The 25,631-nt window shown below is 60.2% G+C and carries 24 protein-coding genes and 1 tRNA gene; 14 read left to right on the forward strand and 11 right to left on the reverse strand.

Features of this window, described 5'->3' with window-relative positions; all coding sequences use genetic code 11:
• The first annotated feature begins 55 nt into the window (after nt 1-55).
• The 6 genes from rpmG to rplA all read left to right on the forward strand — a co-directional run bounded on the left by rpmG (nt 56) and on the right by rplA (nt 2,623).
• Nucleotides 56-205 carry a 50S ribosomal protein L33 gene (gene rpmG / locus DWY51_RS00185; RefSeq protein ID WP_022093895.1) on the forward strand — a complete coding sequence of 50 codons (150 nt, stop codon included), beginning with the start codon at nt 56-58 and terminating at the stop codon, nt 203-205.
• 13 nt (nt 206-218) lie between these two features.
• Nucleotides 219-294: transfer RNA gene (locus DWY51_RS00190), tRNA-Trp, on the forward strand.
• 76 nt (nt 295-370) lie between these two features.
• Nucleotides 371-709 (forward strand): preprotein translocase subunit SecE, encoded by a 339-nt coding sequence (secE, locus tag DWY51_RS00195; RefSeq protein WP_117769328.1) that lies wholly within the window; start codon nt 371-373, stop codon nt 707-709.
• A gap of 3 nt (nt 710-712) precedes the next feature.
• Nucleotides 713-1,249 carry a transcription termination/antitermination protein NusG gene (gene nusG, locus DWY51_RS00200; RefSeq protein ID WP_006234984.1) on the forward strand — a complete coding sequence of 179 codons (537 nt, stop codon included), beginning with the start codon at nt 713-715 and terminating at the stop codon, nt 1,247-1,249.
• 120 nt (nt 1,250-1,369) lie between these two features.
• A complete protein-coding gene (gene rplK, locus DWY51_RS00205) occupies nt 1,370-1,798 on the forward strand; it encodes a 50S ribosomal protein L11 (protein ID WP_022093893.1) in 429 nt (142 codons plus the stop codon).
• 117 nt (nt 1,799-1,915) lie between these two features.
• On the forward strand, nt 1,916-2,623 hold the full coding sequence (gene rplA, locus DWY51_RS00210; protein ID WP_022093892.1) for a 50S ribosomal protein L1: 708 nt from the start codon (nt 1,916-1,918) through the stop codon (nt 2,621-2,623).
• A gap of 125 nt (nt 2,624-2,748) precedes the next feature.
• Here the strand turns inward: rplA and DWY51_RS00215 are convergent, their stop codons facing one another.
• The 10 genes from DWY51_RS00215 to DWY51_RS00260 form a co-directional block, all read right to left on the reverse strand.
• Nucleotides 2,749-3,459 (reverse strand): metallophosphoesterase, encoded by a 711-nt coding sequence (locus DWY51_RS00215; RefSeq protein ID WP_006234987.1) that lies wholly within the window; start codon nt 3,457-3,459, stop codon nt 2,749-2,751.
• Complete coding sequence (locus tag DWY51_RS00220; protein WP_117769330.1) at nt 3,456-5,372, reverse strand: BMP family ABC transporter substrate-binding protein; 1,917 nt, start codon at nt 5,370-5,372, stop codon at nt 3,456-3,458. The genes DWY51_RS00215 and DWY51_RS00220 overlap by 4 nt, the downstream gene beginning before the upstream one ends.
• Nucleotides 5,373-5,463: 91 nt before the next feature.
• On the reverse strand, nt 5,464-6,231 hold the full coding sequence (locus DWY51_RS00225) for a mechanosensitive ion channel family protein (RefSeq protein ID WP_117769332.1): 768 nt from the start codon (nt 6,229-6,231) through the stop codon (nt 5,464-5,466).
• A gap of 129 nt (nt 6,232-6,360) precedes the next feature.
• Nucleotides 6,361-8,385 carry a bifunctional UDP-sugar hydrolase/5'-nucleotidase gene (locus DWY51_RS00230; protein ID WP_117769334.1) on the reverse strand — a complete coding sequence of 675 codons (2,025 nt, stop codon included), beginning with the start codon at nt 8,383-8,385 and terminating at the stop codon, nt 6,361-6,363.
• 158 nt (nt 8,386-8,543) lie between these two features.
• Nucleotides 8,544-9,338, reverse strand: a complete 795-nt coding sequence (locus DWY51_RS00235; protein WP_055250279.1) for an ABC transporter ATP-binding protein — start codon at nt 9,336-9,338, stop codon at nt 8,544-8,546.
• Nucleotides 9,331-10,254, reverse strand: a complete 924-nt coding sequence (locus tag DWY51_RS00240; RefSeq protein ID WP_055309412.1) for an ABC transporter permease — start codon at nt 10,252-10,254, stop codon at nt 9,331-9,333. Before DWY51_RS00240 ends, DWY51_RS00235 begins: the two co-directional genes overlap by 8 nt.
• A 204-nt stretch (nt 10,255-10,458) precedes the next feature.
• Nucleotides 10,459-11,439: an ABC transporter substrate-binding protein gene (locus DWY51_RS00245; RefSeq protein WP_117769336.1), complete on the reverse strand. Its 981-nt coding sequence runs from the start codon at nt 11,437-11,439 to the stop codon at nt 10,459-10,461.
• Between the two features lie 160 nt (nt 11,440-11,599).
• Complete coding sequence (locus DWY51_RS00250) at nt 11,600-12,385, reverse strand: hypothetical protein (protein WP_117769338.1); 786 nt, start codon at nt 12,383-12,385, stop codon at nt 11,600-11,602.
• 258 nt (nt 12,386-12,643) lie between these two features.
• Nucleotides 12,644-14,047, reverse strand: coding sequence for an asparagine--tRNA ligase (gene asnS, locus DWY51_RS00255; protein WP_117769340.1), 1,404 nt, complete (start codon nt 14,045-14,047; stop codon nt 12,644-12,646).
• A gap of 181 nt (nt 14,048-14,228) precedes the next feature.
• The gene (locus tag DWY51_RS00260) at nt 14,229-14,792 is read right to left on the reverse strand and encodes a PTS glucose transporter subunit IIA (RefSeq protein ID WP_040359007.1); all 564 of its coding nucleotides are present in this window, start codon (nt 14,790-14,792) and stop codon (nt 14,229-14,231) included.
• A gap of 243 nt (nt 14,793-15,035) precedes the next feature.
• Between DWY51_RS00260 and DWY51_RS00265 the strand changes: the two genes are divergently transcribed.
• From DWY51_RS00265 to DWY51_RS00285, 5 genes are all read left to right on the forward strand, one after another.
• Nucleotides 15,036-15,935: an alpha/beta hydrolase gene (locus DWY51_RS00265; RefSeq protein WP_099432086.1), complete on the forward strand. Its 900-nt coding sequence runs from the start codon at nt 15,036-15,038 to the stop codon at nt 15,933-15,935.
• 472 nt (nt 15,936-16,407) lie between these two features.
• A complete protein-coding gene (gene feoB, locus DWY51_RS00270) occupies nt 16,408-18,768 on the forward strand; it encodes a ferrous iron transport protein B (protein WP_117769342.1) in 2,361 nt (786 codons plus the stop codon).
• 120 nt (nt 18,769-18,888) lie between these two features.
• Nucleotides 18,889-20,085 (forward strand): MFS transporter, encoded by a 1,197-nt coding sequence (locus DWY51_RS00275; RefSeq protein ID WP_099432084.1) that lies wholly within the window; start codon nt 18,889-18,891, stop codon nt 20,083-20,085.
• A gap of 153 nt (nt 20,086-20,238) precedes the next feature.
• Nucleotides 20,239-21,615, forward strand: coding sequence for an alpha-amylase family glycosyl hydrolase (locus DWY51_RS00280; RefSeq protein WP_117769343.1), 1,377 nt, complete (start codon nt 20,239-20,241; stop codon nt 21,613-21,615).
• A 3-nt stretch (nt 21,616-21,618) separates the two neighbouring features.
• A complete protein-coding gene (locus tag DWY51_RS00285) occupies nt 21,619-22,182 on the forward strand; it encodes a uracil-DNA glycosylase family protein (protein WP_117769345.1) in 564 nt (187 codons plus the stop codon).
• A 1-nt stretch (nt 22,183) separates the two neighbouring features.
• Here the strand turns inward: DWY51_RS00285 and DWY51_RS00290 are convergent, their stop codons facing one another.
• Entirely contained in the window at nt 22,184-22,846 is a 663-nt protein-coding gene (locus tag DWY51_RS00290) for a hypothetical protein (protein WP_099432081.1), read from the reverse strand.
• A 93-nt stretch (nt 22,847-22,939) separates the two neighbouring features.
• Between DWY51_RS00290 and DWY51_RS00295 the strand changes: the two genes are divergently transcribed.
• From DWY51_RS00295 to rplL, 3 genes are all read left to right on the forward strand, one after another.
• A complete protein-coding gene (locus tag DWY51_RS00295; RefSeq protein ID WP_099432080.1) occupies nt 22,940-24,076 on the forward strand; it encodes a pyridoxal phosphate-dependent aminotransferase in 1,137 nt (378 codons plus the stop codon).
• 503 nt (nt 24,077-24,579) lie between these two features.
• Complete coding sequence (gene rplJ / locus DWY51_RS00300; RefSeq protein WP_099432079.1) at nt 24,580-25,101, forward strand: 50S ribosomal protein L10; 522 nt, start codon at nt 24,580-24,582, stop codon at nt 25,099-25,101.
• Between the two features lie 102 nt (nt 25,102-25,203).
• Nucleotides 25,204-25,581 (forward strand): 50S ribosomal protein L7/L12, encoded by a 378-nt coding sequence (rplL, locus tag DWY51_RS00305; RefSeq protein WP_006235005.1) that lies wholly within the window; start codon nt 25,204-25,206, stop codon nt 25,579-25,581.
• Nucleotides 25,582-25,631 lie beyond the last annotated feature (50 nt).

Below are 25,631 nucleotides of genomic sequence, written 5' to 3' on the forward strand. Positions count from 1 at the left end.
CTGATAAAGTAACAACTCGTGCCCGTACGGGGCGGAAATGAAAGGTTCAGGATACATGCGTACTCTAGTTACTCTTGCGTGCACTGAGTGCAAGCGCCGCAACTATACGACCACCAAGAACAAGTCGACCATGCCTGATCGTATGGAGATCAAGAAGTATTGCCCCTGGTGCCGTCACCACACGCTGCACAAAGAGACTCGCTAGTCTCTAGTCATATACGCCAGTAGTTCAATTGGTAGAGCATCGGTCTCCAAAACCGAGTGTTGAGGGTTCGAGTCCTTCCTGGCGTGCCAGTCATTATTCCGTAAGCTCCCACTTGGGAGCTTACGGTTTACTCATGTATAAGCGCATTGCGCGGAGGTAACCCAAATGGCCAACAAGAAGAACAAGAAGAAGGCTCAGCAGCCGGCACCTGCCAACAGCGCTGCCGCCAACTCCAAGGTTGAGGCCAAGAAGGCCGTTGCCAAGAAGAGCGAGAAGGCTGCGAAGTCCAAGAAGAACGAGAAGCCTGGTTTCTTCGCCCGCACCAAGAAGTATTTCGCTTCGGTGAAGTCCGAGATGAAGCGTGTCACGTGGCCCGATAAGAAGGAGCTCGTGAACTACTCGGTCGTCGTTTGCGCTTCTCTGATCGTCGTCGGCGTCGTCATCGCTCTGCTCGATGCTGGCTTTGGCGAGGCTCTTGCTCTGTTCTCTGGATTGAGGGGCTAAACCATGTCTAAGCGTTGGTACGTCGTTCACACTTACTCTGGATACGAGAACCGCGTTAAGTCCGATCTCGAGCATCGCATCGAGACCATGGGCATGCAGGACCGTATCTTTGATATCGAGATTCCTATGGAGCGCGTCACCGAGATCAAAGAGGGTGGCAAGCGTGAGACCAAGGATTCCAAGATCTTTCCGGGTTATGTCCTGGTCCGCATGGAGATGGATGACGATGCTTGGACGTGTGTTCGCAACACGCCCGGCGTCACCGGTTTCCTAGGCGGCAACGGCAAGCCCGCTCCGCTTTCCCGTGACGAGTACAACAAGATGACTCGTCGTCCCGGTAAGGGCGATTCGCCCAAGCGCACCTCGGTTGATATTCAGGTCGGCACGTCCGTCCGCGTCACCGATGGCCCGCTTACCGACTTTGATGGCAAGGTCTCCGAGGTTAACACCGAGGCTGGCAAGCTCAAGGTCACGCTGATGATCTTTGGCCGCGAGACGCCGGTCGAGCTTGACTTTAACCAGGTCGCTGTCATCGCTTAAGTTTTCGTCCGTTCGCGCGAGCGTGCTTCTTCTGTGACTGCTCATCTCAGGAGTGCTTCTAACACGTGCGTGCTTACGATATAGCAAGTACTTCACACTCGTGATTCGAAAGGAATGACCATGGCTGAGAAGAAGGTTGCCAACGTCATTAAGCTCCAGATTCCTGCTGGTGCAGCAAACCCCGCTCCTCCCGTCGGCCCCGCCCTGGGCGCTGCTGGCGTGAACATCATGCAGTTCTGCCAGGCCTTTAACGCCGAGACGCAGGACAAGAAGGGTGACATCATCCCCGTTGAGATCTCTGTCTACGAGGACAAGTCCTTCTCCTTCATCACCAAGACCCCGCCGGCGGCTCACCTTATCAAGAAGGAGCTGAACCTCAAGTCTGGTTCCGCTAAGCCCCAGGCTGACAAGGTTGGTCAGCTCTCCCAGGAGCAGCTCACCAAGATCGCCGAGATCAAGATGCCGGACCTCAATGCCAACGACATTGACGCCGCCAAGAAGATCATCGCCGGTACCGCCCGTTCCATGGGCGTCACCATCGCTGAGTAGCGATTTCTTTAGGTAATGACGGGTGCTCCGACCGGGGCGCCCGTTATATGTGTGCAATAGGGCACACGATACGATGTGGGAGGGCTCACGCCCGTTTAACCACAGGAGGTAATGCACATGGCTAAGCATGGTAAGAGCTATAACGCCGCTGCCGAGAAGATCGACCGCGCCACGCTCTACACCCCCCTTCAGGCTGCCAAGCTCATTAAGGAGCTCGACACCGCCAAGTTCGACGAGACCGTCGAGGCCCACTTCCGTCTGGGCATCGATACTCGTAAGGCTGACCAGAACATCCGTGGTTCCATCTCCCTGCCCCACGGCACCGGCAAGACCGTTCGTGTTGCCGTCTTCGCCGAGGGCGAGAAGGCCCGTGAGGCTGAGGCTGCCGGCGCCGACATCATCGGTTCCGACGAGCTCGTCGCCCAGATTCAGAAGGGCGAGATCAACTTCGACGCCGCTATCGCTACGCCGAACATGATGGCCAAGGTTGGCCGCATCGGTAAGATCCTTGGTCCCCGTGGCCTCATGCCGAACCCCAAGCTCGGCACCGTGACCATGGACGTCGCCAAGATGGTCTCCGAGCTCAAGGCTGGCCGCGTTGAGTACCGCGCCGACCGCTACGGCATCTGCCACGTGCCCCTGGGCAAGAAGTCCTTCTCTGAGCAGCAGCTCGTCGAGAACTACGCTGCCCTGTACACCGAGATTCTGCGCGTCAAGCCCTCTTCTGCTAAGGGCAAGTACGTCAAGTCCATCTCCGTGTCTTCCACCATGGGCCCTGGCGTCAAGGTCGATCCCGCTGTCCAGCGTGACTTCCTGGCTGAGTAACTGCTAGTTACTGCCTGAGTACAGCAAGCATTGCTAAAGAAACCCGGTTCTGCCTTGTGCAGGACCGGGTTTCTTGCTATCGCGTCAAAAGCACCATAAAGGGGACAGTGTCCCCTTTATGGTGGTTACCAGGGTGTTCTGGCTGTTGAGGACTCGATGGCATCGTGGCGTTTGAGCTCGCGGCGCATGGTTTGCGAATTGAGCCAGGCTGCCTGCCAGCCACGGATGGGGTAGCGCGTCTGGTCGAGCTCAAACTGCGTATAGCCGCAGGCGTTGATGATCGTCGTTCCACACACATGCTGCCGCTCGCGCTGAAAATCGTAACCGTAGCTTTGGTGTACATGCCCATGCACCATGTAGTCGGCCCCCCAGGATTCAAGCGCCGTGTTAAAGCACTCAAACCCTCGATGCGGCAGATCGTCCAGATCACCCATACCGGCGGCGGGTGCATGGGTAAGCAGAATGTCGCACCCGCCGACCATCCTAACCTTACGCGACAGCTTACGCATGCGCTTGGACATCTCGCGTTCGGTGTACATGTTGGCGCCGTCGCGATAACGCATGGACCCGCCAAGGCCCGCAATGCGAATCCCTCGGTACGTGTACACGCTGTCTTCTACGCAGATACATCCGCCCGGTGCATGACGTGCGTAGCGGTCATCGTGATTGCCACGCACGTAGATGAGCGGTTTGTTGATGACCGTAACCAAAAACTCAAGATAGTCCGGGTCCAGATCGCCGGCGGACAAAATCAGGTCGACGCCCTCAAAGCGTTCCTTGCGAAAGCACTCCCAAAGGCATCGTTCTTCGGTATCGGCTATGGCAAGGATTTTCATAGGGCAGGGACTTTCGGCTCATCGTCGAGCTGCGGAATGGTGCCTACCACGTTATCCGCCAGCCAATTCATCTCGACAATCTGCGTGCTCGGCAGCGGAGGGAAGCCTTCGATCTGTACCACGCCGTTCTGGCTGTGGAGCTCGCCGCCAAAGGGGTTGATGGATCCCTCAACAATGCCGTTACGGAGCAACTGCACGAGTTTGCGCGTCTGGTAGGGTAGGCCCGGAGCGTAACGGATGTCGATAACGCCAGAGCTCATGCCGTACCAGTAGTTGACGGCGCGCACTTGGTTGTCATCGCTGGTCTCGTCCCACGTGCCGTGCAGAAGGCTGCGAACGATGAGCTCGTAGTAACGGCCCCAGTTCCATACCGGCATGGCGATGCCGGTAACCTTGCCATCGACCAGGCGGTGAAGTCCGTAGGCCGTGGGGTCTTCGAGCGACTTTGACATGTCGGCGCCGGTCATGACGCTTACACCTTCGCGGCACATGGCCTCGGCAAGGCCTCCGGCGGGCACATCGCCCCAAGTCAGGATAATTTGCGCACGGGGGTCGAGCAGCGAGGCGCCAATCGCAAAGGCGTTGATCTCGCTGAGCGCGCCCGAGGCGAAGACCGACGCGTGGTAGCCGATGCGGTGGTTGTCCGCCATGCTGGCGGCAAGGGCGCCCAGGAGGAACTTGGCCTCGTACATCTTGCCAAAGTACGAACGGACGCTTTGATGGGGAAGGCCGATAGAGCAGTTGAGGAACCGAACCTGGGGATACTCAACGGCAGCCCTGAGCGTGTATTCCATCAGGCGGTGCGAGGTCGAGAAGATGACGTTTGCCCCATGTTTGACAGCCGTTTCCACGGCGGCGTAGAACACATCCGGATCGTGACAGTCCTCGAACGCCTCGGTGCGCACGATACCGCCAAAGTGCTCATCGAGATACTGACGCCCTTGGTCGTGCAGGCTGTCCCAGCTCGACGTCGCACAGGGGAACTCATGGATAAAGGCGATGCGCAGGGGGTTGGTCGCCGAATAGACGGTCTTGCCCATAAAGAAGTTGAGCACGCCGGAGGTGGACTTGGCGGGCGACTCCTCCTCGTCGACGCTCGGCGCTTCAACAAGATCGACCTTGTCCTCGTCATTTTTGCCGGCAATGACCAGCTCGCGCCAAATCTTGCACAGGCGGTTTACGACGATATCCGTTGGCGTATCCAGCAGGCGGTCCTGGTTGTACACATTGAGGTACACGAGCATGGCGTCGGCGGGCGTAATGTCCAGGTGGTCGCCGCCTGCGCGAAGGTAGGCGCGCTTAAAGAGCAGGAAGGTGTGGCGCAGGTAGTCGACCTTTTTCTGCGGCCATTTTTCGATAAGATTCTGACCGAGCATCTTGGCGAGCGTCTCGTAGCTTCCCTCACGCGAGAACTCGATCTCGTATAGGGGGCAGACGCGCCAAAACGCGCAGAATTCACCGTACAGGCGGCTTTCGACGGAATCCCATGTGCCGGGGTAGAGACGGGTGACCCTGGCCGAAACCGTTGGAGCGTCCAAGAATTTGAGGACACTGACGCGTTTATTGCCTTCCTGGACATAGAACCGATGCATGAACTCGGTGACGATGATGGGGTCGCGATAGCCCTCGGTTACCTGGATGTCGTAGAGGTTGGACCACTTGCGGGCGAACTCGGTGTTAAACGGCAGCAGGGGCATAAAGTTGCATGAAAAGGCGGACTGACGGCCCTTGGTGACAGTGCCGACGACCATTTCGATCGGAATATCCCGCAGGCCGACACTCACTCGCTGACCTAAGGGGAGCTGAGCAATCAAACTGTCGAGGTCCGTAAGGTATGGATGCTCGCTTTGGCTAATGGCGCGTCGACGTCCTTGCTCGCCGCGCTTGCGTGCTTGACGATAGGCCTCTTCCATGATGTTGCTCCCTTAGTCGTTTAAACAACTACATAAACCATGGTACCACGAATGAAAACCACCACAAAGGTGCCTGTCCCTTTTTGGCGGGTTAGGCGATGATGGGGGCGATGGCGCGGATGCAGGCGTCGGCTGCCGTGAAAGTAGTGCTGTCGTCGCTGACGATAAAGACGATCTTTCCTTTGATGCCAAAGTCGCCGATTTCGCTAAAGAGTACGTAGGGCTCCTTGTCAAAGCCCGAGATGGGAAGCACGGCGGCTTTGGTGGCGCTGGTCAGCTCGTCTGCCAGTGCGTCCAGTGAAGCCCACTTGGACGTGTCCTTGACCGCGACGGGCACGGCAACGCGCCCAAAGGGCATGAGGTGCACGAGCGTGTTCTTGGAGATGTTGGAGTTGGGGACGATGATGGTCTGCCCACAGGCATCCTCAATCGTTGTATGGCGCCAAGTGATGTCTTGGACCACGCCGGATACGCCGCCGACCTCGATATTGTCGCCGGGCTTGATGATGCCCATAAAGGTCACCTGCATGCCGCCGATAAGGTTTGACAGCGTGTCCTGAAAGCCGAGCGAGATGGCGATGCCGCCGACGCCAAGGGCGGCGACGAGCGCGTTTGCGTTAATGCCAAAGCAGTTATCGAGGATAAAGCTGCCGCCAATCATCCAGATGACGGCGCGCGCGATGTTGATGAAGATACTCGATGCCGGAAGCGGGTTATCGTCTCGGTTAAGCAGATGGTTCAGGGTCTTGGATACGACCTTGGCGGCGACGGCGGTGCCTATCGCCAAGATGACGGCCCAGATGATGTTGTGGACCCACCGTTGCTCAAAGAAATGAAGAATCGGCTCAAACAATTCCATGTAGGGAAAACCTCCTAATGATCGTTCAACCATGATACCCACCAAGAAGCCCGTCCGATCAAATTCGGACGGGCTTCTGTGCTCGATATAAGGTTTACGCGGCGGGGCTGTAAGGCCCGGCGGTGTAGCTTAGCGTCGACGCTTCCAGATAATGCCGAGCATGATGACGATGATGCCGCCGATAAGGCACGCGCCAACTACTGCCAGCGTGCGGTCTCCCGTTGCGGCGAGCTTACCGGTCGTCTTCTTGGTGATGACCTTCGTGGTCGTCGTGTCCGTCTTAGGCGAGGGCTTAGGCGTCGGGGCCGGTGTGGGCGTGGGGTCCACGGCAGCGGAGCCAAAGCTGATGGTGCCCGCGAGCGAGGTCATCTTGCTCTCCCAGCTGTCCTGCCCGATCAGCGCCCTTAGCGCTGACTCGCAGGTACCCCACTCGGTGTGCTTGGTGGCGTTTGCGAAGGTGGGGAAGTCGGTCGTGTTGGTGATGATGTAGTTGTTGGTGGCGACGGTATAGGTCTTGGCGGGGTCGAGCGTGCTGCCGTCTTTGGTGAGTGTGGCGCTCACAATGCGCTTGCCTTCGGGCTGTGTCCAATCAATCGTCACGTTGATGCCGCCAAAGGAGAGAACGCTGCCAGAGTCATCGCGCCACTTGTACTTGTCTTGCGCCTCCTGCTCGCTGTGACCGGCCGCCACATAAGCCTGCTGAAGCTCGTAGCTGTCGTTGCAATCGTCGCTGATTTGTAGCGAGTGCTCGAGCGCTGCGAGGAAGTCCGCGCCGGTCATGGTCCAGGTCTCCACAGTGTTGCCGTAGGGCGAGATGGCGATGACGTTGCCGGCGGTCACGTTGCCCGCCGCGATGCCGCCGCGGATGCCGCCAGCGTTTTCGATAGCGAAGTCCGCGCCCGTCAGGGCAAGATAGGAGCCGCAAATCACGTGGCCGATGGTCTGGGCCTTGGTGGTGTCGCCCTCCTTGCCGGGGCGGAAATCGGTGGTGCGCACCATTTCCCAACCATGCGTGCCTGCGGCGTCCTCGCCGTAGAAATAGTTGGTGGTGGATGTGCCGAGCACCTTGTTCGATTCGTTTTCAAAGTCCTCGTCGAGCGGCTTGATCTTGTTGCGGACGGCTTCAAGGCGGCTTTGGTAGTCGGAGCCCTTGTCGGGGTCTGTCAAAAGGTCGTTGACGTTCTTGGCGGTGTAGAGCTTCTCGTCGCTGCCGTCTGCAGGGACCGTGACCGTGTCATCGTCGGTCGTCTCGGTGCCATTCGTGTCGTATTTGTACGGAATGGAAAGCAGCCCCACCTCGGCAAAGGCGCTGCCTGCCTCGACAACGTGGATCGTCTTGCCGTCGGCTCCCGTCACCTTCTCGTTAAGGTTGATGTGCTCGTGGCCTGCGATAAGGGCATCGACGCCACGGAGCCGCGTGGCAAAGGTCTTTGCGTCGAGCGTGTGCGCGATACACACAACAACATCGCAGCCCTCCTTGCGCAGCTGCTCTGCCTCGGCATTGATGGCGTTCGCGGCACTCGAGAAGCTGGTGCCCGCGACCAGGTCCGCGCGCAGCGAGGAACCTAGCGACTCATCCATGGCTCCGACGACGCCGACCTTGATTTTGTAGTCGAATGTGGAGTGATCCTCGCTATCCTCCCAGGTGCGATCGAGCGTCTTCGTGATGCTCGAGCTCCATGCGCCGTTCGAGGACGTTGCATTCGCGCAGAGCATGGCGAAGGGCGTGCCGGTGGTGCTGTAGCCGGTCATGGTGCGGAGTTTGTCCGCGCCGTAGCTCCAGTCGTGGTTGCCTGGCGTGGTTGCGTCGTAGCCGTCGGCGTAGAAGGTGTCCATGAGCTCGGCGATGCTCTTGCCCTCGCTCATGGTGGCGAAGGACTGTCCGTGGAAGGTGTCGCCCGCATCGAGTAAAAGATCGGGGGCGCTGCTTTGGGCGCTATAGAGAACCGCCAGTCCGTCAAAGCCCACAGTGCCGGTGCCCTTGCTTGCGTTGTAGCTGTACTTGTAGCTGCCGTGGATATCGTTGGTGTGCATGACGGCCACGGAGCCGTCAATAGCGGCGGGCAGGTTTCCCGCGAAAGCGAGGCTTGGGATGCCTGCGAGCGCGCCGGCAAACAACGCGGCGGCCAACGCAAAGCGGGGGAGTCTTTTCATGGCAGTTTCCTTAGTTCTTAGCCAGAATGTCTGGTTGAATATCGGATTATCGACATAATATGCGAAAACCGCCGCAAGGGCCTCTGTCCCTTTGCGGCGGTTTTGGCGTTTGCGCAGATAAAACCTACCAAAATAAACCTGTCCCTTTTTGGCAGGTTTTAGCTTAGCAGCATGCGGTCGTTGGCGAGCTCGCCGCCCGAGACCTCCTCGAACTTCTGCAGCAGGTCGGCCACGGTGAGCGACTTCTTCTCGTCGCCGGCCACGTCGTAGATCACATGGCCCTCGTGCATCATGATCAGACGGTTGCCCAGACGGATGGCGTCGTTCATGTTGTGCGTGACCATGAGCGTGGTCAGGTGGTTCTCGTCGACGATCTCCTCGGTCAGGTTAAGCACCTTAGAGGCCGTCTTGGGGTCGAGGGCCGCGGTGTGCTCGTCGAGCAGCAGCAGGCGCGGCCTGGTGAGCGTGGCCATCAGCAGGGTGAGTGCCTGGCGCTGGCCACCCGAGAGCAGGCCGACCTTGGCGTTGAGACGCGTGTCCAGACCAAGGTCCAGGCGCTTGAGCAGCTCGACGTACTCATCTTTCTCGGCCTTGGTGACGCCCCACGAAAGGCCGCGACGCTGGCCGCGACGCTTGGCGAGGGCCAGGTTCTCGGCGATCTGCATGTCGGCAGCGGTACCGCGCATGGGGTCCTGAAACACGCGGCCCAGGTACTTGGCGCGCTGCGACTCGCTCAGGCGCGAGATGTCGGTGCCGTCGAGCTCAATAACGCCCGAATCGAGCGGGTACACGCCGGCGATCATGTTGAGCAGCGTGGACTTGCCGGCGCCGTTGCCGCCGATCACGGTTACAAAGTCGCCGTCATTTAGGGTAAGGTCGACGCCGGTGAGCGCGCGCTTCTCGGTGACGGTGCCCTTGTTAAAGGTCTTCTTGACGTGCGAGAGCTTAAGCATCTGCCTCATCCCCCTTCGTGTAGGAGCTGCGGAGCTTATAGCGCTCCCAAACCACGGGCACGCACAGGGCCACAGCGACAATTACGGCGGAGAGCAGCTTCATGTCGTTGGCGTCCATGCCCAACTGCAGCACGATGGCGCGGATAAGGAAGTACACCACGGAGCCAAAGACGGCGGAGGCAAGACGGACGCTAAACTGCGTGAGGCCGCCGGGCAGCAGACGGCCGAGCACCTCGCCGATAACAATGGCGGCAAGACCGATAACGATGGCACCGGTGCCCATACCAATGTCGGCATACTTTTGGCTCTGGCAGATGAGCGCGCCCGAAAGGCCGATGAGGGCGTTGGAGAGCACGAGGGCGATCATCTTGGTGGAGTTGGTGTTGACGCCCAGAGCGCGGATCATGTACTCGTTGTTGCCGGTGGCTCGCAGCGCCGAGCCGATCTCGGTGCCAAAGAACCAATACAGGATGGCAACGATAGCCACGGCGAGCAGGATGCCCAAGATGATGGCAACGGTGGACTGCGGCAGACCGGTCATATTGCTGACGGCCGAGAACACGGTGCCTTTGGCAAGAATGGGCGTATTGGACTTGCCCATGATGCGCAGGTTGATGGACCACAGGCTGATCTGGGTGAGGATTCCGGCGAGGATCGCAGGAATCTCAAAGACGGTGGTCAAAATGCCCGTGACGGCGCCCGCGATGGCGCCGGCGCACATACCGGCCAGCACGGCGAACAGCGGGTCGACGTTGTTATTGACGATGAGCACAGCGCAGACGCAGCCGCCGAGGGCAAAGCTGCCGTCGCAGGTCATATCGGGAATGTCGAGCAGGCGGAACGTGATAAACACGCCAAGCACCATAATGCCCCAGAGGACGCCCTGCGAAACGGCGCCCTGCAATGCAATGAGCATGCTTCATACCTCCTAGAATAGGGTGGACACGTGATTTTCCATAATAGCGGTAACAATGTATAAAAGAGCTGCGGACAGACGTTTTGTTTTACCTGAAACAAGCAGGGCGGACGCCGGTCTACAGCGCCCGCCCCTGTGGCTCAGATATTGAATAACGCGGCTGTGGCGCGCGTGCGGGCCCTAGACGCGTTACCGCGCATGGCGCTACTCGTCCAGAGCGGAAAGGTCGATGCCTAGAGCCTCGGCCATCTCGTCGTTCTTGACGACGACCAGGTCCTTGCTCGAGAGGTGCTTGATCGGCATATCTTCGGGCTTGGCCTCGCCCTTCAGAATCTTAACTGCCATCTCGCCCGCGGCGTAGCCCAGATCCTCGTAGTTGATGGAGAGGGTGAACAGGCCGCCGGCCATGCACATGCCCTCCTCGCCGGTCACGAAGGGGAGCTTATTCTCCTTGCAGATCTGACCGACCTGCGAAGCACCCGCGGCGATGGTGTTGTCGGTGGGGGAGTACAGCGCGTCGACCTTGCCCACGGCAGACTCGACGACGGACTGAATCTCGTTGGAGCTCGAGACGGTGAAGTCAGTGTACTCGAGGCCCAGCTTGTCGAGCTCCTTCTTGGCGGCCTTGATCTGGACGTCGGAGTTGGACTCGGCGGTGCAGTAGAGCAGGCCGACCTTTTTAACGTCGGGCAGGACCTTCTGCATCATCTCGAGCTGCTCGGCGACCGGGGTGAGGTCGGAAGCGCCCGTGACGTTGGTGCCGGGCTTGTCGTTGTCCTGGACCAGGCCGGAGGCGGCGTAGTCGGTGATGGCGCAGCCCACGATGGGGATATCGGCCGTGGCGCCGGCGGCAGCCTGCGCGGCGGGCGTGGCGATGGCATAAATCAGGTTGACGTTGTCGCCCACAAACTTGTCGGCAATGGACTTACACGTGGACTGGTCGTTCTGGGCGTTCTTCTGGTCGATCTTGACCTTAAGGCCGCTCTTCTTGATGGCCTTGACAAAGCCGTCGTTGGCGGCGTCGAGTGCGGAGTGCTCGGTGAGCTGCAGAACGCCGACGGTGTAGTCGGAACCGGCGGCAGCAGAGCCGGAACCAGAGTTGCCGCCGCATCCGGCGAGCGGAGCGAGCGCGAGCAGGCCAGCAGATACCAGAAGGCTCCTGCGGCTGATGGTGATGTCCTTCATATCGTTACCCCCAGTATAGAAATGGCTGGAAACACTGCACTCAAACAAAGTGCAAGTGGAACTATAGTAGCGCGGATGTCCATTTTTACAATAACTTGGCGGGTTTTTTAATACAGAATCGGATGGGCGGTACGGGTAGTCGAATGGGCGGCGGAGGGTCTTATGCAGCGGAGGCGTCCTCCTCCTCGTCCAGGGCGGCGAAAAGCTTCTTGCCGTCGAGGAGACGTGTGGTGACGTTTCTCATGCGGCCAATCTCTACGGTACGCAGCGTGTCATCGGCGCCTCGGGCGTCATAGACCGTTCCCAGCAAATACGAGATGCCATCGCGCTGCCTGATGGCAAAGGGGCGGAGTGTCATCCGTGCTACTTCGGTTTCGCCACGTGCCGTGACGCTCGAAATATCAAAACTCACCGTGGTTCCGTGGTCGATGGCCTGCTCGACGAGCTCGCACGTGTCGATGCGCTTGATGGGCGTGCGTGTTGCCTTGGTAGCCTTGCTGCCTGCGCTTGGAGCGGGTTCGGGTGTATCGAGGTAGCCGCGAACGTCGGCGCTCGCCATGGCAACTAAGTGCTGCGCCATGCTCTTGCGGATAGCGATAGGCGTGGAGCGGTTGCGCATGACCATACCGTGGAGCCGGATGATCTCTTCATCGGTGAGCGGACGGGTAAGAAGTTTGTAGCCCACGCCGCGTTTGTACTCAATTTCGTATCCGGCATGGCGAAGCGCGGAGATGGCGGTGTAGATGCTGCGCCGCGCCGCCGAGATGGGCATGCGGGCGGGGTCGTCGGGATGGGCGAGGCGCCGGATCAACTCATCGGAAAGCATGGCCTTGTCTTCGCCGGTGTTTTCGCTCAAGAGCTGCAGGATACGAACGGCGCGATAGGCTGCCATCGAGGCGGCGCCTCTCGTCGTGGTGTCGTAGGTTTCAACAGCGGCTTCGGTCATCGTGCCCACGTCCTTTCCGTTTTGGGTGGCGACGGTATGGAGCCTAGGACGTGGGGCTTTCCCAGGGGCGCAGAGCGCTCTGGGCGGTCGGTAGTCGTCGGCAAACGGCGGGTTGAGTTTTCAACAGCCCTGCTCAACTGACCAAAACCTTGCCAAAAGCTTGACGGATGCTGTTGAAAAAAGCGTCTCTCGACTGATGTCGAGAGACGCTTATGCGATGAGCATTGGCGTGTGGCGACGCGAGCTAGCGTCCGACGATTAGAAGTCGGCGTTGCCCACGGTGCGCGGGTGCGGCAGGACGTCGCGGATGTTGCCCACGCCGGTCAGATACATGACCAAGCGCTCGAAGCCCAGACCGTAGCCGGCGTGCTTGCAGGAACCGTAGCGGCGCAGGTCAAGGTAGTACTTGTACTGCTCGGGATTCATGCCCAGGTCCTTGATGCGGGCCTCGAGCAGATCCAGGCGCTCCTCGCGCTGGGAGCCGCCGATAATCTCGCCGATACCGGGCACCAGGCAGTCGGCGGCGGCGACGGTCTTGCCGTCCTCGTTCATGCGCATGTAGAACGCCTTGATCTCGGCCGGGTAGTCGGTCACAAAAGTCGGTCGCTTAAAGTGCTCCTCGGTCAGGAAGCGCTCGTGCTCGGTCTGCAGGTCGATGCCCCAGCTCACGGGGTAATCAAACTGGTGGCCAGCAGCGACTGCCTGCTCCAGGATCTCGACGGCCTCGGTGTAGGTAACGCGGGCAAAGTCGGAGTTGGCGACATGGTCCAGGCGCTCGAGCAGACCCTTGTCCACAAACTTGTTGAGCATATTGAGCTCGTCGGGGCAGGTTGCCATAACGTCCTTGAGGACGTACTTGAGCATGGCCTCGGCGTTATCCATGTAGTCGTTCAGGTCGGCAAAGGCCATCTCGGGCTCGATCATCCAAAACTCGGCGGCGTGGCGCGTGGTGTTGGAGTTCTCGGCACGGAAGGTGGGGCCAAAGGTGTACACGTCGCCAAAGGCCATGGCAAAGTTCTCGGCATTGAGCTGGCCGGACACGGTGAGGCTTGCATGCTTGCCAAAGAAGTCCTGGCTCCAGTCGACCTCGCCGGACTCGGTGAGGGGCGGATTTTTGGGGTCGAGCGTGGTCACGCGGAACATCTCGCCGGCGCCCTCGCAGTCACTCGTGGTGATGATGGGGGTGTTGACGTAGACAAAGCCCTGCTCCTGGAAGAAGCGGTGAATGGCGGCAGCCGCGACAGAGCGGATGCGGAACACGGCGCGGAACAGGTTGGTGCGCGGGCGCAGGTGCTGCTGGGTGCGCAGGAACTCGACGGTTGCGTGCTTCTTCTGCAGCGGGTAATCCGGGGCGCTCGTGCCCTCGACCTCGATGGAGGTGGCAGAAAGCTCGAAAGGCTGGGGCGCATCGGGGGTCAGCTTGACGGTGCCGGTGCAAATGAGTGCGGCCGAGACGTTTTGATGGGCGATCTCGTCGTAGTTGTCGAGTGCCTCGCGGTTCATGACGACCTGCAGGTCGCGGAAGCAGCTGCCGTCGTTGAGCGTAACAAAGCCAAAGTTCTTCATGTCGCGGACGGACTTGACCCAGCCGGCGACGGTGACGGTCTGGCCGCCGAGCGACTCGGCATCGGCATAGAGCTGCGCGATTTTGGTGCGGTTCACGTATCCTCCCATAACGGTTGAATGATAGTTATCCATACAGTTCGATATTCTAGCAGCTCGGCTCATTTGAGCTATACAGATAAAGCATTGGCGGGATGGTTTTTCAAACGAAAAGCGCCCGCGGCCAAATGGTCGCGGGCGCTTGACGAGGTGCCTTTTGGCTGTGTGGCGTGGGGCCTGGCTACTTGGTCTTGGCAACCAGCAGCGGGTCGCCCAGCTTGACGAGCGGGTTGCCGCCGATAAGCGTTCCAGACTCGCCGACATGGTCGATGCTCTTAAGACGATCGAGCTCGGAGACGATGACGGTCACGATGTCCTCGTGACCAGCGGCCTTAATGGCCTCGCGGTCGAAGCTGATGAGCGGCTGGCCTGCCTTGACCACATCGCCCATCTCGACAAAGCGGGCAAAACCCTTGCCGTTCATTTCCACGGTGCCCAGGCCAACATGGATGAACACGCGCAGGCCGTCCTCGGTAATCATGCCGATGGAGTGGTTGGTGACAGTGGTGGCACCGATGCGGCCGTTGGCGGGCGCATAGATGGTGCCGGTAATGGGCTCGATGCCATAGCCCTGGCCAAGCATGCCCGAGGCGATCGTCTCGTCGGGAACCTCGTTCAGGTTGACGAGCACGCCGTTGACGGGGGCATAGATGACGCCTTCGCGGGTAGCGAAGCTTGCTGCGGGCGGAACGGACGCCTCGCCGGTCGAGGTGAAGGTGGACTTAAGCGAATCGAGCAGACCCATAGTTGCCTCCAACTTAAATAGGCGCATATCGCGCGTTTGGTTTGCCGGAAACGTTTCACATGTGTTTCGCGGCTTGGTCAACGCCCCTATTCTACGCTGCTCAACGATACCTCTGAACTGGGATTATGTGATATATCAGTTGAAGGGAAACTTATTGCCGGAGTGTTTCTGCGCCACGGGTTCAAGTGGGGTACGCTTGAAGGCGAAAAACAAGGGCGCATAATTTGCGCGAAGGGAGCACATATGATTGTCGAGAACCATGCGCTGTGGGGCGAGGAGCCGACCGAGGATTATCCGGCGACGTTTACGTATTTGGGTGCCGAGCCGCTGCCCGATAAACCGAATGGCCGCCGCCCCGCGGTGATCATCTGCGGCGGAGGCGGGTTTACGCATATCGCTCCGCACGAGCAGGACCCGGTGGCGTTTGCATTTTTGGATCGCGGCTACCAGGCCTTTGTGCTCAACTATGTCACGAGTTCTACGGGTGACGTGAGCTTTCCGCACCCCCAGGCAGATCTTGCCAAGATGGTCGCCACGGTGCGCGCCAACGCCGACGAGTGGCATGTCGATCCTAAGCGCGTGTGCGTCGTGGGCTTTTCTGCTGGCGGCATGATTTGCGCCTCGCTGGCAACACAGTGGAAGACCGGCCCCTTCGCGGCACTTGCCGGGGCGCGTCCGGACGACATTCGTCCCGATGCCGTGGTGCTGGGCTATCCATTGCTCGACTTTGCCTATGTGCGTGACATGCAGACGCGCGATCCGCGCATTGACTTGCGTGTGCCCAAGACGGGCGGCAAGACGGGGCGCGATTTGCTCAACGACTACCTGTCGATGGTGACGGGCGGCGAGGCAACTGACGAGCATCTGGCCGACATCTGCCCCACCACGCATGTTTCGCGTCAGATGCCACCGACCTTTGTGTGGGGCGTGTCCGACGACAAGACGGCGCCGATCGCGCAGGTCTACCCGTTTGCGCAGCGCATGGCCGAGGAGGGCGTTGCATGCGAGATGCACGTCTTCGACCAGGGTGGTCACGGCCTTTCGCTCGGCAACGCCAACACCGCGGTCGACAACGAGGACAAGCAGGCGGCAGTCCGTCCCTGGATCCGCCTAGCCTTCCGCTTCCTGGAGCGCCATCTGTAAGAGTCCCGGCATCCAAGCCCTTCAATAACTTGCGGTGAAATAGTTCCTATCTGGGGCATCAACCAGCCCATCCAGGAACTATTCCACCGCAACTTCGTTTTTGATGCCCCGTCCGGAAACTGCGCCCCAGTTTTGCCTTTCAAGGTGGGACGCAGTTTCCCATAGGGCCTCGACTGGGAAAGCGCGTCCCGTTTCGAGCGGGGATTCCGGGATGCATTTTCCGTAAGAGGTCTGTTTGGGAAACCATATCCCGTTTCGAGCCGGAATTCTGGGATGTAGTTTCCCCGAGAGGCCTCATCGGGAAACTATGGCCCTGAACTCTCCTGCCTGTCCCCATTGCGCCAATTTGCTGATTGAACATCGTTGTGTGTTCGCGCTATCATGCATGGTTAAATTGGTTAGCCGTGGCAAACGGTTAGCCAAGGTGAACATAAATGCAACGCCCTGTGGGCGCCGGGGGAGGAACACGGACGTGAAGCTCGATACACTCGAGATTGGAAAGGACGCCGTTGTCGCATCGGTGGCATCGGACGATCAGGCACTCCGACAGCATATTTTGGACATGGGTCTAACGCCGGGCACCGAAGTCACCATGATGAAGTACGCCCCCATGGGCGACCCGCTCGAGATTCGCCTGCGTGGCTACGAGTTGACACTGCGCAAGGACGATGCCGCTCGCATCGAGCTTGTGGGTATTCACGACACCGATACGGGTCCGCGCGCTAACGCCGCAATCGGCACGACGGAGCATCCGGCCCTGGGCGAGGGAACGTATTCGCCCCGTGCGGCAAAGACGGCCGTGCCCGAGGGCGCGCCGCTGCACTTTGCCCTTGCCGGCAACCAAAACTGCGGCAAGACCACGTTATTCAACCAGCTGACGGGCTCCAACCAGCACGTCGGTAACTTTCCCGGCGTGACGGTCGACCGCAAAGATGGCACCATCCGTAACCATCCCGAGGCGAGCGTTACCGACCTGCCTGGCATTTACTCCCTGTCGCCGTACACAGGCGAAGAGGTCGTGAGCCGTCAGTTCATCCTCGATGAGCGTCCGGACGCCATCATCGACATCATTGACGCCACCAACATTGAGCGCAATCTGTACCTGACGCTGCAGCTTATGGAGCTCGACCGCCCCATGGTCATCGCGCTCAACATGATGGACGAGGTGACGGCCAACGGCGGCGCCGTGGACGTCAACCTGCTCGAGAGCCTGTTGGGCGTGCCTGTTGTCCCCATTAGCGCTGCCCGCAACGAGGGCATCGGCGAGCTGGTGGATCATGCCTTGCACGTGGCGCGGTTCCGCGAGCGCCCCGGTCGCCTGGACTTTTGCGCACCCGATGGTCCAGACGGCGGTGCGCTGCATCGCTGCATCCACGGCATCGCCAACCTTATCGAGGACCATGCCGCGACGGCGCACATTCCCGTGCGTTTTGCGGCGACCAAGCTGGTCGAGGGCGATGAGCTGGTAACCGAGGCGCTTCACCTGGATCGCAATGAGCTCGACGCTATCGAGCACATCATTACCCAGATGGAGGGCGAGGCCGGCACCGACCGCCTATCTGCGTTGGCCGATATGCGTTTTAGCTTTATCGGCGACGTGTGCGGGCGTTGCGTCGTCAAGCCGCACGAAAGCCGCGAGCACGTGCGCTCCGTCAAGATTGACCGCATCCTGACAGGTCGTTACACAGCCATTCCGGCGTTTCTGGTGATCATGGGCCTCGTCTTTTGGCTGACGTTTGGCGTGATCGGCGCGGCGTTGCAGGGACTCATGGAGGACGGTATCGCTGCCATCATCGCCTCGGCCGATGCGGGCCTCAAGGCGTTCGGAACCAACGACGTGGTGCGCTCGCTGGCTGTCGACGGCGTGCTTACGGGCGTGGGTAGCGTGCTGACCTTCCTGCCGATTATCGTCGTGCTCTTCTTGTTCCTCTCCATTCTGGAAGATTCCGGATACATGGCACGCGTGGCCTTTGTCATGGATAAGGTGCTGCGTCGCTTTGGCCTGTCGGGCCGCAGCTTTGTGCCCATGCTCGTCGGTTTTGGCTGCACCGTGCCGGCTATCATGTCGACCCGTACGCTCCCATCCGAGCACGACCGCAAGATGACGGTCATGCTCACACCGTTCATGAGCTGCTCGGCCAAGCTGCCGGTTTACGGCTTGCTGTGCGGGGCGTTTTTCCCACAGGCGACGGTTCCCGCCATGGTCTCGCTCTATCTGATTGGTATTGCGGTTGGTTGCATTGCGGCTTTGGTGCTCAACCGTACGGCATTTAAGGGCGACCCGGTGCCGTTTATCATGGAGCTCCCCAATTACCGCCTGCCGAGCGTCAAGACGACGGTGATGCTGGCATGGGATAAGGCCAAGGACTTTATTACCAAGGCCTTTACCATTATCTTTGCCGCTACGGTGGTCATCTGGTTCCTGCAGACGTTCGATATCCGCTTTAACGTGGTCGCCGACCAGTCGCAAAGCCTGCTTGCCGGTCTGGGTAGCATCATCGCACCGGTGTTGGCCCCGCTCGGTTTTGGCGAGTGGCGCGCCTCGACGGCACTCGTCACGGGACTTATTGCCAAGGAGAGCGTCATCTCGACGCTCACGGTGCTTTTGGGCGCAACCTCTCCCGCGGCACTGTCAGCCATGTTTTCGCCGTTTACCGCCTACGTGTTCTTGGTCTTTACGCTGCTGTACCCGCCTTGCGTTGCGTCCATCGGCGCCGTCAAGAGCGAGTTGGGCGCGCGCTATGCCGTGGCCGTATTCGCGTTTCAGGTGACGGTCGCCTGGATCGTGGCGTTTGTCGTGCATTCGGCGGGCATATTGCTGGGGTTGGCTTAGTTATGAATTGACGACGCAACCTCTGTGTATCGAATTGTTTTCGGCCCCGCTTCTGTACTGACGGATGCGGGGCCGTTGCTATATAATCGCCTCCGCTCAAAACGATTGGAGACGTTATATATGACTCAGGCAAGGCAAGACGGCATCACGCTCAGGCAGTGGCTCCCACTCGTCGGGCTCACCTGCTGTGCGTTCGTGTTCAACACGTCGGAGTTTATGCCCATCGGCCTTTTGACTGATATCGCCGCGTCGTTCTCGCTCACCGAGGCCCAGGCGGGCATCATGATCTCGGTCTATGCCTGGGGCGTCATGCTGCTGTCGTTGCCGCTCATGGTGTTCGCTTCGCGTTTCGAGTTTAAGCGGATGCTGCTGGGCGTGCTTGCCGTGTTCTCGCTCGGTCAGTTCCTGTCCGCTGTGGCGCCGACCTATCCCATCCTGGTCTGCGCGCGCCTGGTGGTCGCTTGCGCACATGCCGTGTTCTGGTCAGTCGCCTCGATTATGGCCTCGCGCCTGGTCGACACTCGCCACGGCGCGCTCGCCATCAGCATGATCGCCACGGGCTCGTCCATCGCGCAGATCTTTGGCCTGCCTCTCGGTCGCGCCATTGGCTTGGCCGTGGGCTGGCGCATGACGTTTGCCGTGGTCGGGGGCCTCTCAGCCATCGCGGTCGTCTACCAGGCAGCGGTGTTCCCGGCCATGCCGGCGGGTGAGCGCTTTACCGTCAAACAGCTGCCCGAGCTGCTCAAGAACCCGCTCCTCATCGCGCTCTACGCAGTCACGGTCTTCATGGCGACCGGCTATTACGCAAGCTACAGCTATATCGAGCCCTTCCTGGCGCAGGTCGCGCACGTCGATGCGGGCGCCATCACCATGACGCTGACGGCGTTTGGCTGTTCCGGCTTGGTGGGCAGCTGGCTGTTCAGCCGCCTGTTCGACGGGCACCGTTTTCCGTTCCTTGCTATCACGCTCTCCGGCGTGCCGGTGGCCCTGCTGCTCATGGGGCCGGCCGCATCGTCGCTCGTGACAGTGCTTGCCGTCTGCGCACTGTGGGGTTGCTGCGCCACGGCCTTTAACGTGGCGTTTCAGGCCGAGCTCATCAAGCACACGCCGGCAGATTCGTCGGCCGTCGCCATGTCGATCTTCTCGGGCCTGTTCAACCTCGGTATCGGCACGGGTACCGCGATCGGCGGAGCCGTGGTTTCGGGTCCCGGTATCGCCTGGATCGGCTTTGTGGGCGGGGCGATTGCCGTCGTGGGCGTCATCCTCGCCATCACCGTGCTGTTTCCGGCCATCCGCCGCGCCAAGCCCGTCGCCTAATCACGTCCCCTCATCAGTTGCGGTGGAATAGTTCCTGTTTAAGGCTTCTGAAGGCCCAGACAGGAACTATTCCACCGCAACTTATTTTGGGGGAGAGGATACAAGCTGGGCATACAATGGATGTCGTTGTGTTGAGCTTACCGGGAGGCTGTTATGTGGGCATACGAGACGACGTTCTATCAGATCTATCCGCTGGGCTTTTGCGGGGCTCCGCGCGAAAACGCCGCGCCCGTTGCCGAGGGTGAGCTCGCCCAGGCTGCCAACGCCGCGCCCAACCCCGATGCTCCTATCATGAAGGTCGCCCAATGGGCCGACTACATGCAGGAACTCGGCGTTGGCGCTGTGCTCATCAACCCACCGCTCGAATCTGATAGCCACGGCTACGATACACGCAGCCTGCGCCATATCGACCGTCGCCTGGGTGGGGACGCCGACTTTGCCGCCGTATGCGACACGCTGCATGCCCATGGCATCCGCGTGGTGCTCGATGCCGTCTTCAACCACGTCGGCCGCGGTTTTTGGGCCTTCCGCGATGTGCAGGAGCGCAAGTGGGACTCGCCGTACAAGGACTGGTTCCACATTAGCTTTGACGGCGATTCCTGCTATGGCGATGGCTTTTGGTACGAGGGCTGGGAAGGCCATTTTGAGCTTGTGAAGCTCAACCTGCAAAATCCCGCTGTGGTCGATTACCTGCTCGAGTCCGTGCGCCGCTGGGCCGAGGTCTTTGGCGTCGACGGCCTGCGCCTGGACGTTGCCTATATGCTCGACCGCGACTTTATGCGCCGCCTGCACGCCTTTACCCGTGAGCTCAAGCCCGACTTTGTGCTGATCGGCGAGACGCTCCACGGCGACTACAACCAAATCGTCAACGACGAGATGCTCGACTCCTGCACCAACTACGAGTGCTACAAGGGCCTGTACTCCAGCTTTAACTCGGTCAACATGTTCGAGATCGCCCATTCGCTGCACCGCCAGTTTGGCGGCGATCCGTGGTGCATCTACCGCGGCAAACATCTGCTGTCGTTTGTCGACAACCACGATGTGCCGCGCCTGGCAAGTATCCTCACCGACAAGTCGTGTCTGCGTCCCGCCTACGGCATGCTCTTTGGCATGCCGGGCATCCCGTGCGTCTACTATGGCAGCGAGTGGGGAATTGCCGGCGAAAAGGGTGGCCCCGATGGCGACTGGGCGCTGCGACCTGCGCTCAATGAGCCTGCGCCCAACGAGCTGACGGCGTTCATCACGCAGCTTGCGCACCTTCGCTCGGCCGACGACGCGGCTGCCCGTGCTCTCAACTACGGTGCCTATCGCAACGTGGTGATCCAGAACAAGCAGCTGCTGTTCGAGCGCGCTTGTGACGGCGCGACGGTACTCGTGGCGGTGAATGCTGTGGGTGAGCCTTACACCTTTGGCGCCGGCGAGCTCAACGGGTCCTTCGTCGACCTGCTTGCCGACGATGCGCCCACGGTCGAGCTGACGGGTACCCTTGAGCTTGCACCCTACGAGGTGCGCTATCTGTTGAGAGCCTAGCCCATGGCCGTATCTGACGAGGGCTATCAACATATTGAGCATGGGTTTGAGCCCGTGTTTGACGAGCACTCGCGCGTTTTGGTGCTCGGGTCGTTTCCCTCGGTGCTTTCGCGCGCCAATTCCTTTTATTACGGCAACCCTCAGAATCGCTTTTGGCGCGTGATGGCCGCGTGCCTCGGTGTGCCTGTGCCGCCCAACGAGGGCGACCCTTTGGCAAGCGGTGAGCCCGCGACGCTTGATGCCTCCATTGCCGCCAAGCGGTCCATGCTGCTGAACGGCGGCGTGGCCCTGTGGGATGTGATCGAGAGCTGCGACATCAAGGGTTCGAGTGACGCCAGCATCAAAAACGTCGTTCCGGCGCATGTCGAGCGCATTACCGGCGCAGCTCCTATCGAGGTCGTTGTCTGTAACGGCGGCACGGCAGGGCGGCTCTACAAGCGCTATCTACAAGAGCGCACCGGGCTGCCGGCCATCGTTCTGCCGTCGACAAGTCCCGCCAATGCGGCATGGCGCCTGGAACGCCTTGTCGAGCGCTGGCGCGAGGCCGTTGACTGGGCTGTAATTTAATTTAGATTTTTGTTTGAGCGTGGGCGCCCAGACGTTTCAGAACGCCTCGCCAGATCGGCGCGGGCACGGCTGGCTCGGCGCAAACCATGCCGTCGGCGTCGACGTTGGCGGCATTGCCGCCGCCAAGTCGCTGTGCATGCTTGACGGAGCAGCCCATGCGCACGGCGCCCACGAGCTTGTCCATGGCCTCAGAAAACGGTCGCCGCAAGAGTCCCATGCGCGGAGAGCGACGAAGCGCCGCAATGCCGCTGCCGGCGCAGATGGCAACGCCGCCACACCACAATTGGCCATGGCGCTCACATGCCTTGTGCAGGCGAACGGCGGTCCCACGCGCCTGCTCAGTGCCCTCTTGTGCGGCTCGAATCGCGACATAGACGCGCGTTCCCGTACCGCCAAAGCGCTCAAGCGCCTGCTCGATGGCTGTCAACGTCTCATCGTCAGCCACATCTTCAATGGCCAGCACGATGCCATCGGCAACGCTGCCGGCGTCATTTGCCTTCAAGTCGACCGGGCGGGGGAGTGCGGTGCCGGAAAGTTGAGCATAGGCGGCGATGGCATCCTGCAGGTCCCAGAGCAAAAACTCAAGATCGGCGCTATTGGGAATGCTGATATACGCAATGGTTTGCAGCGTTTTTGGTACATCGCCGCGCGCGGTCGTCTCCATGCCATCTCCTTTCCGGCTCGTTTCCGTTTAGGTTACACCGTCTGGTGGCGCCCCGCCGCGCTATCCTAGTGCAACCCTTACGAAAGGAACGCCATGCGTCTGTCCATGAATACCTCGCTTGCCACGCTCAAGCCCTCCGGTATCCGCCGGATTAACGCGCTCGCCGCCCAGCATCCGGGGTGCATCGCGCTCGCGCTCGGCGAGCCCGATTTTCCCACGCCCGATGTGATTAGCGCCGAGGTGACCGCCGCACTGGACCGCGGTGACACGCACTATCCGCCCAACAACGGTCGCCCCGCCCTGCGTGATGCACTGTCCAAATATATGGATGACGCGGGCCTGGCGTTTTCCGCCGATGAGGTCATCCTGACCGACGGTGCGACCGAGGCACTGTCGGCAACATTCATGGCTATGCTCAACCCCGGCGACGAGGTCATTATCCCCACGCCGGCCTTTGGCCTGTACGAGAGCATCGTCGTGGCCAACCACGCCAAAGCAGTCTTTTTGGATACGGAGCCCGCGCAATTCCAGATCGATGAGGATGCGCTTCGTGCTTGCGTGACGCCGGCGACCAAGGCCATCGTCATCTGCTCGCCCAACAATCCTACGGGTTGCATCCTCAACACGGCGTCGCTCGACGCCGTGGCGCGCGTGGCGGAGGAGGCGGGCATCTACGTGGTCTGCGACGACGTATACAACCGCCTGGTTTATGTGGATGGCTACGAGCGCTTTGCCCAGCGTCACCCGGAGCTGCGTGAGCAGACGGTCGTCATCGAGAGCTTCTCCAAGCCCTGGGCCATGACCGGCTGGCGTTTGGGCTGGCTCGCGGCAGCAACACCCGTCATCGCCGAGATCGCAAAAGCCCACCAATACCTAGTATCGAGCGCCGTCTCCTTCGAAATGGACGCCGCAGCCCGAGCCCTCACCGTCGACCCAACCCCCATGCTCAAAGTCTACCGAGCCCGCCGCGAGCGCGTACTCGAAGCCTTAAACGCCATGGGCCTCGACGTAGTAGAGCCCGCAGGAGCCTTCTATACTTTCCCGAGCATCAAAAAGTTCGGCCTAACCAGCGAAGACTTCTGCATCAAAGCCATCAAAGAAGCAAACGTAGCCCTAGTCCCGGGAGACTGCTTCGGAACCGAAGGCCACATCCGCCTAAGCTACTGCGTCTCCGACAAAAATCTGGACGAAGGTCTCCGCCGCCTGTCAAACTTCGTTTCAACCTTGTAGTCCTCAGAGACGCAACACATCAGCCCACCGACATAAGGGTATGCGTGGGGCGCGTCGCTCAACGGGCGCGAAGATTCGCAGTAAAGTTACCGTAGCTCTGGCCCGAGGGGACGGGTCGAAATTTTCGTAGATTCCGCACGAGCCGAAGGCCACTTAATGTGGCCTTCGTGCGAGCCCAGGACTTGACCGAGCGAAAATCTCGACCCGTCCCCTCGGGCCGGAGCGTATGCAGGGTTTGTGTACGAATCCTCGCGCCCGTTGACCGACGCCGGGGTCCCCGCCATAATACTTTCGGTTCACGCACGAATCCGCTGCCAGAGACAGCCGGCGCAAACGGGTCTTACCCGCGAGCTTAATGGGACTTCCCGCCAGCCGAGGTGGTCGAGTAGATATGTCTTCTCGCCCCCGTCGCTCATGCAGCGCGGGGGCTTTCTTTTTGGACATGCCCCCGTCACGTCCTTGTGGCGGACCGTGCCCGGAAAGAATTCGAGGAGGTGTAATTCATGCCCCAGCAGTACAAAATCGACAAGGTTGCAGAGATCGAGTCCCGTATCGCCGAGAACGCCGGTCTGTTCGTCGTCAACTACAACGGTCTGACGGTTAAGCAGGCTCAGGAGCTGCGTCATCAGCTTCGCGAGTGCGGCGCCGAGATGAAGGTCTACAAGAACAACCTGGTCAAGATCGCTCTCAAGAACCAGGAGCAGCCCGAGCTCGACGAGATCCTCGCCGGCCCCGTCGCTTATGTGTTCTACGAGTCCGAGCCGGTCGAGGCCGCTAAGGCCCTTAAGGACTTCTCTGCTCAGTCCAAGGGCGTCCTTGAGATCAAGGGCGGTATCTCCGACGGCAAGGCCGTTTCCGCTGATGATGTTAAGGCTATCGCCGAGCTGCCCACCAAGGATCAGCTTCTCGGCCAGATTGCCGGTCTCATCTCCGGTTTCGCTCGCGACATCGCTGTCTGCGTCAACGGCGTTTCCTCTGGTCTCGCTCGTTCGATCCAGCAGGTCTCCGAGCAGAAGGCAGCCTAGTCGCTGTTTTCACCCGCGGCGGCAACGCCGCACCCCTGGCGCATTCGCGCCGTGTTTTAACTGATCTCCGTGCATCCGCACGGAAACCGAAAGGACTTAGAAATGGCTAAGCTTACCACCGATGAGATCATCGATGCTCTTAAGGAAATGACCCTTCTCGAGGCTTCCGAGCTCGTTAAGGCTATCGAGGACACCTTCGGCGTTTCCGCCGCTGCTCCTGCTGCCGTTGTCGCCGCTCCCGCTGCTGGCGCTGCTGAGGCCGAGGAGAAGACCGAGTTTGACGTCGTGCTCGAGGGCTTCGGCGACAACAAGATCCAGGTCATCAAGGCCGTCCGTGAGCTCACCAACCTTGGCCTGAAGGAGGCCAAGGAGGTCGTCGAGGGCGCTCCCAAGGCTGTTCTCGAGGGTGCCAAGAAGGAGGACGCCGAGGCTGCCAAGGAGAAGCTCGAGGCTGCTGGCGCTGCTGTCACCCTCAAGTAATCAGGCTTTCTCGCCAGATTTCTTTACAGACGGGGCTCGCTATGCGAGCC

This window comes from Collinsella sp. AF25-2LB (assembly GCF_003458415.1).
Classification (GTDB): domain Bacteria; phylum Actinomycetota; class Coriobacteriia; order Coriobacteriales; family Coriobacteriaceae; genus Collinsella.

Coding starts and splice junctions, on each gene's coding strand:
- rplK (WP_022093893.1), top strand. CDS start 1,370: ATGGCTGAGAAGAAGGTTGCCAACGTCATTAAGCTCCAGATTCCTGCT.
- DWY51_RS00265 (WP_099432086.1), top strand. CDS start 15,036: ATGATTGTCGAGAACCATGCGCTGTGGGGCGAGGAGCCGACCGAGGAT.
- rplJ (WP_099432079.1), top strand. CDS start 24,580: ATGCCCCAGCAGTACAAAATCGACAAGGTTGCAGAGATCGAGTCCCGT.
- DWY51_RS00220 (WP_117769330.1), bottom strand. CDS start 5,372: ATGGAAGAGGCCTATCGTCAAGCACGCAAGCGCGGCGAGCAAGGACGT.
- DWY51_RS00240 (WP_055309412.1), bottom strand. CDS start 10,254: ATGCTCATTGCATTGCAGGGCGCCGTTTCGCAGGGCGTCCTCTGGGGC.
- rpmG (WP_022093895.1), top strand. CDS start 56: ATGCGTACTCTAGTTACTCTTGCGTGCACTGAGTGCAAGCGCCGCAAC.
- DWY51_RS00260 (WP_040359007.1), bottom strand. CDS start 14,792: ATGGGTCTGCTCGATTCGCTTAAGTCCACCTTCACCTCGACCGGCGAG.
- DWY51_RS00235 (WP_055250279.1), bottom strand. CDS start 9,338: ATGCTTAAGCTCTCGCACGTCAAGAAGACCTTTAACAAGGGCACCGTC.
- DWY51_RS00225 (WP_117769332.1), bottom strand. CDS start 6,231: ATGGAATTGTTTGAGCCGATTCTTCATTTCTTTGAGCAACGGTGGGTC.
- DWY51_RS00285 (WP_117769345.1), top strand. CDS start 21,619: ATGGCCGTATCTGACGAGGGCTATCAACATATTGAGCATGGGTTTGAG.
- DWY51_RS00245 (WP_117769336.1), bottom strand. CDS start 11,439: ATGAAGGACATCACCATCAGCCGCAGGAGCCTTCTGGTATCTGCTGGC.
- DWY51_RS00280 (WP_117769343.1), top strand. CDS start 20,239: ATGTGGGCATACGAGACGACGTTCTATCAGATCTATCCGCTGGGCTTT.
- secE (WP_117769328.1), top strand. CDS start 371: ATGGCCAACAAGAAGAACAAGAAGAAGGCTCAGCAGCCGGCACCTGCC.
- DWY51_RS00295 (WP_099432080.1), top strand. CDS start 22,940: ATGCGTCTGTCCATGAATACCTCGCTTGCCACGCTCAAGCCCTCCGGT.
- DWY51_RS00230 (WP_117769334.1), bottom strand. CDS start 8,385: ATGAAAAGACTCCCCCGCTTTGCGTTGGCCGCCGCGTTGTTTGCCGGC.
- DWY51_RS00215 (WP_006234987.1), bottom strand. CDS start 3,459: ATGAAAATCCTTGCCATAGCCGATACCGAAGAACGATGCCTTTGGGAG.
- DWY51_RS00275 (WP_099432084.1), top strand. CDS start 18,889: ATGACTCAGGCAAGGCAAGACGGCATCACGCTCAGGCAGTGGCTCCCA.
- rplL (WP_006235005.1), top strand. CDS start 25,204: ATGGCTAAGCTTACCACCGATGAGATCATCGATGCTCTTAAGGAAATG.
- DWY51_RS00290 (WP_099432081.1), bottom strand. CDS start 22,846: ATGGAGACGACCGCGCGCGGCGATGTACCAAAAACGCTGCAAACCATT.
- rplA (WP_022093892.1), top strand. CDS start 1,916: ATGGCTAAGCATGGTAAGAGCTATAACGCCGCTGCCGAGAAGATCGAC.
- nusG (WP_006234984.1), top strand. CDS start 713: ATGTCTAAGCGTTGGTACGTCGTTCACACTTACTCTGGATACGAGAAC.
- DWY51_RS00250 (WP_117769338.1), bottom strand. CDS start 12,385: ATGACCGAAGCCGCTGTTGAAACCTACGACACCACGACGAGAGGCGCC.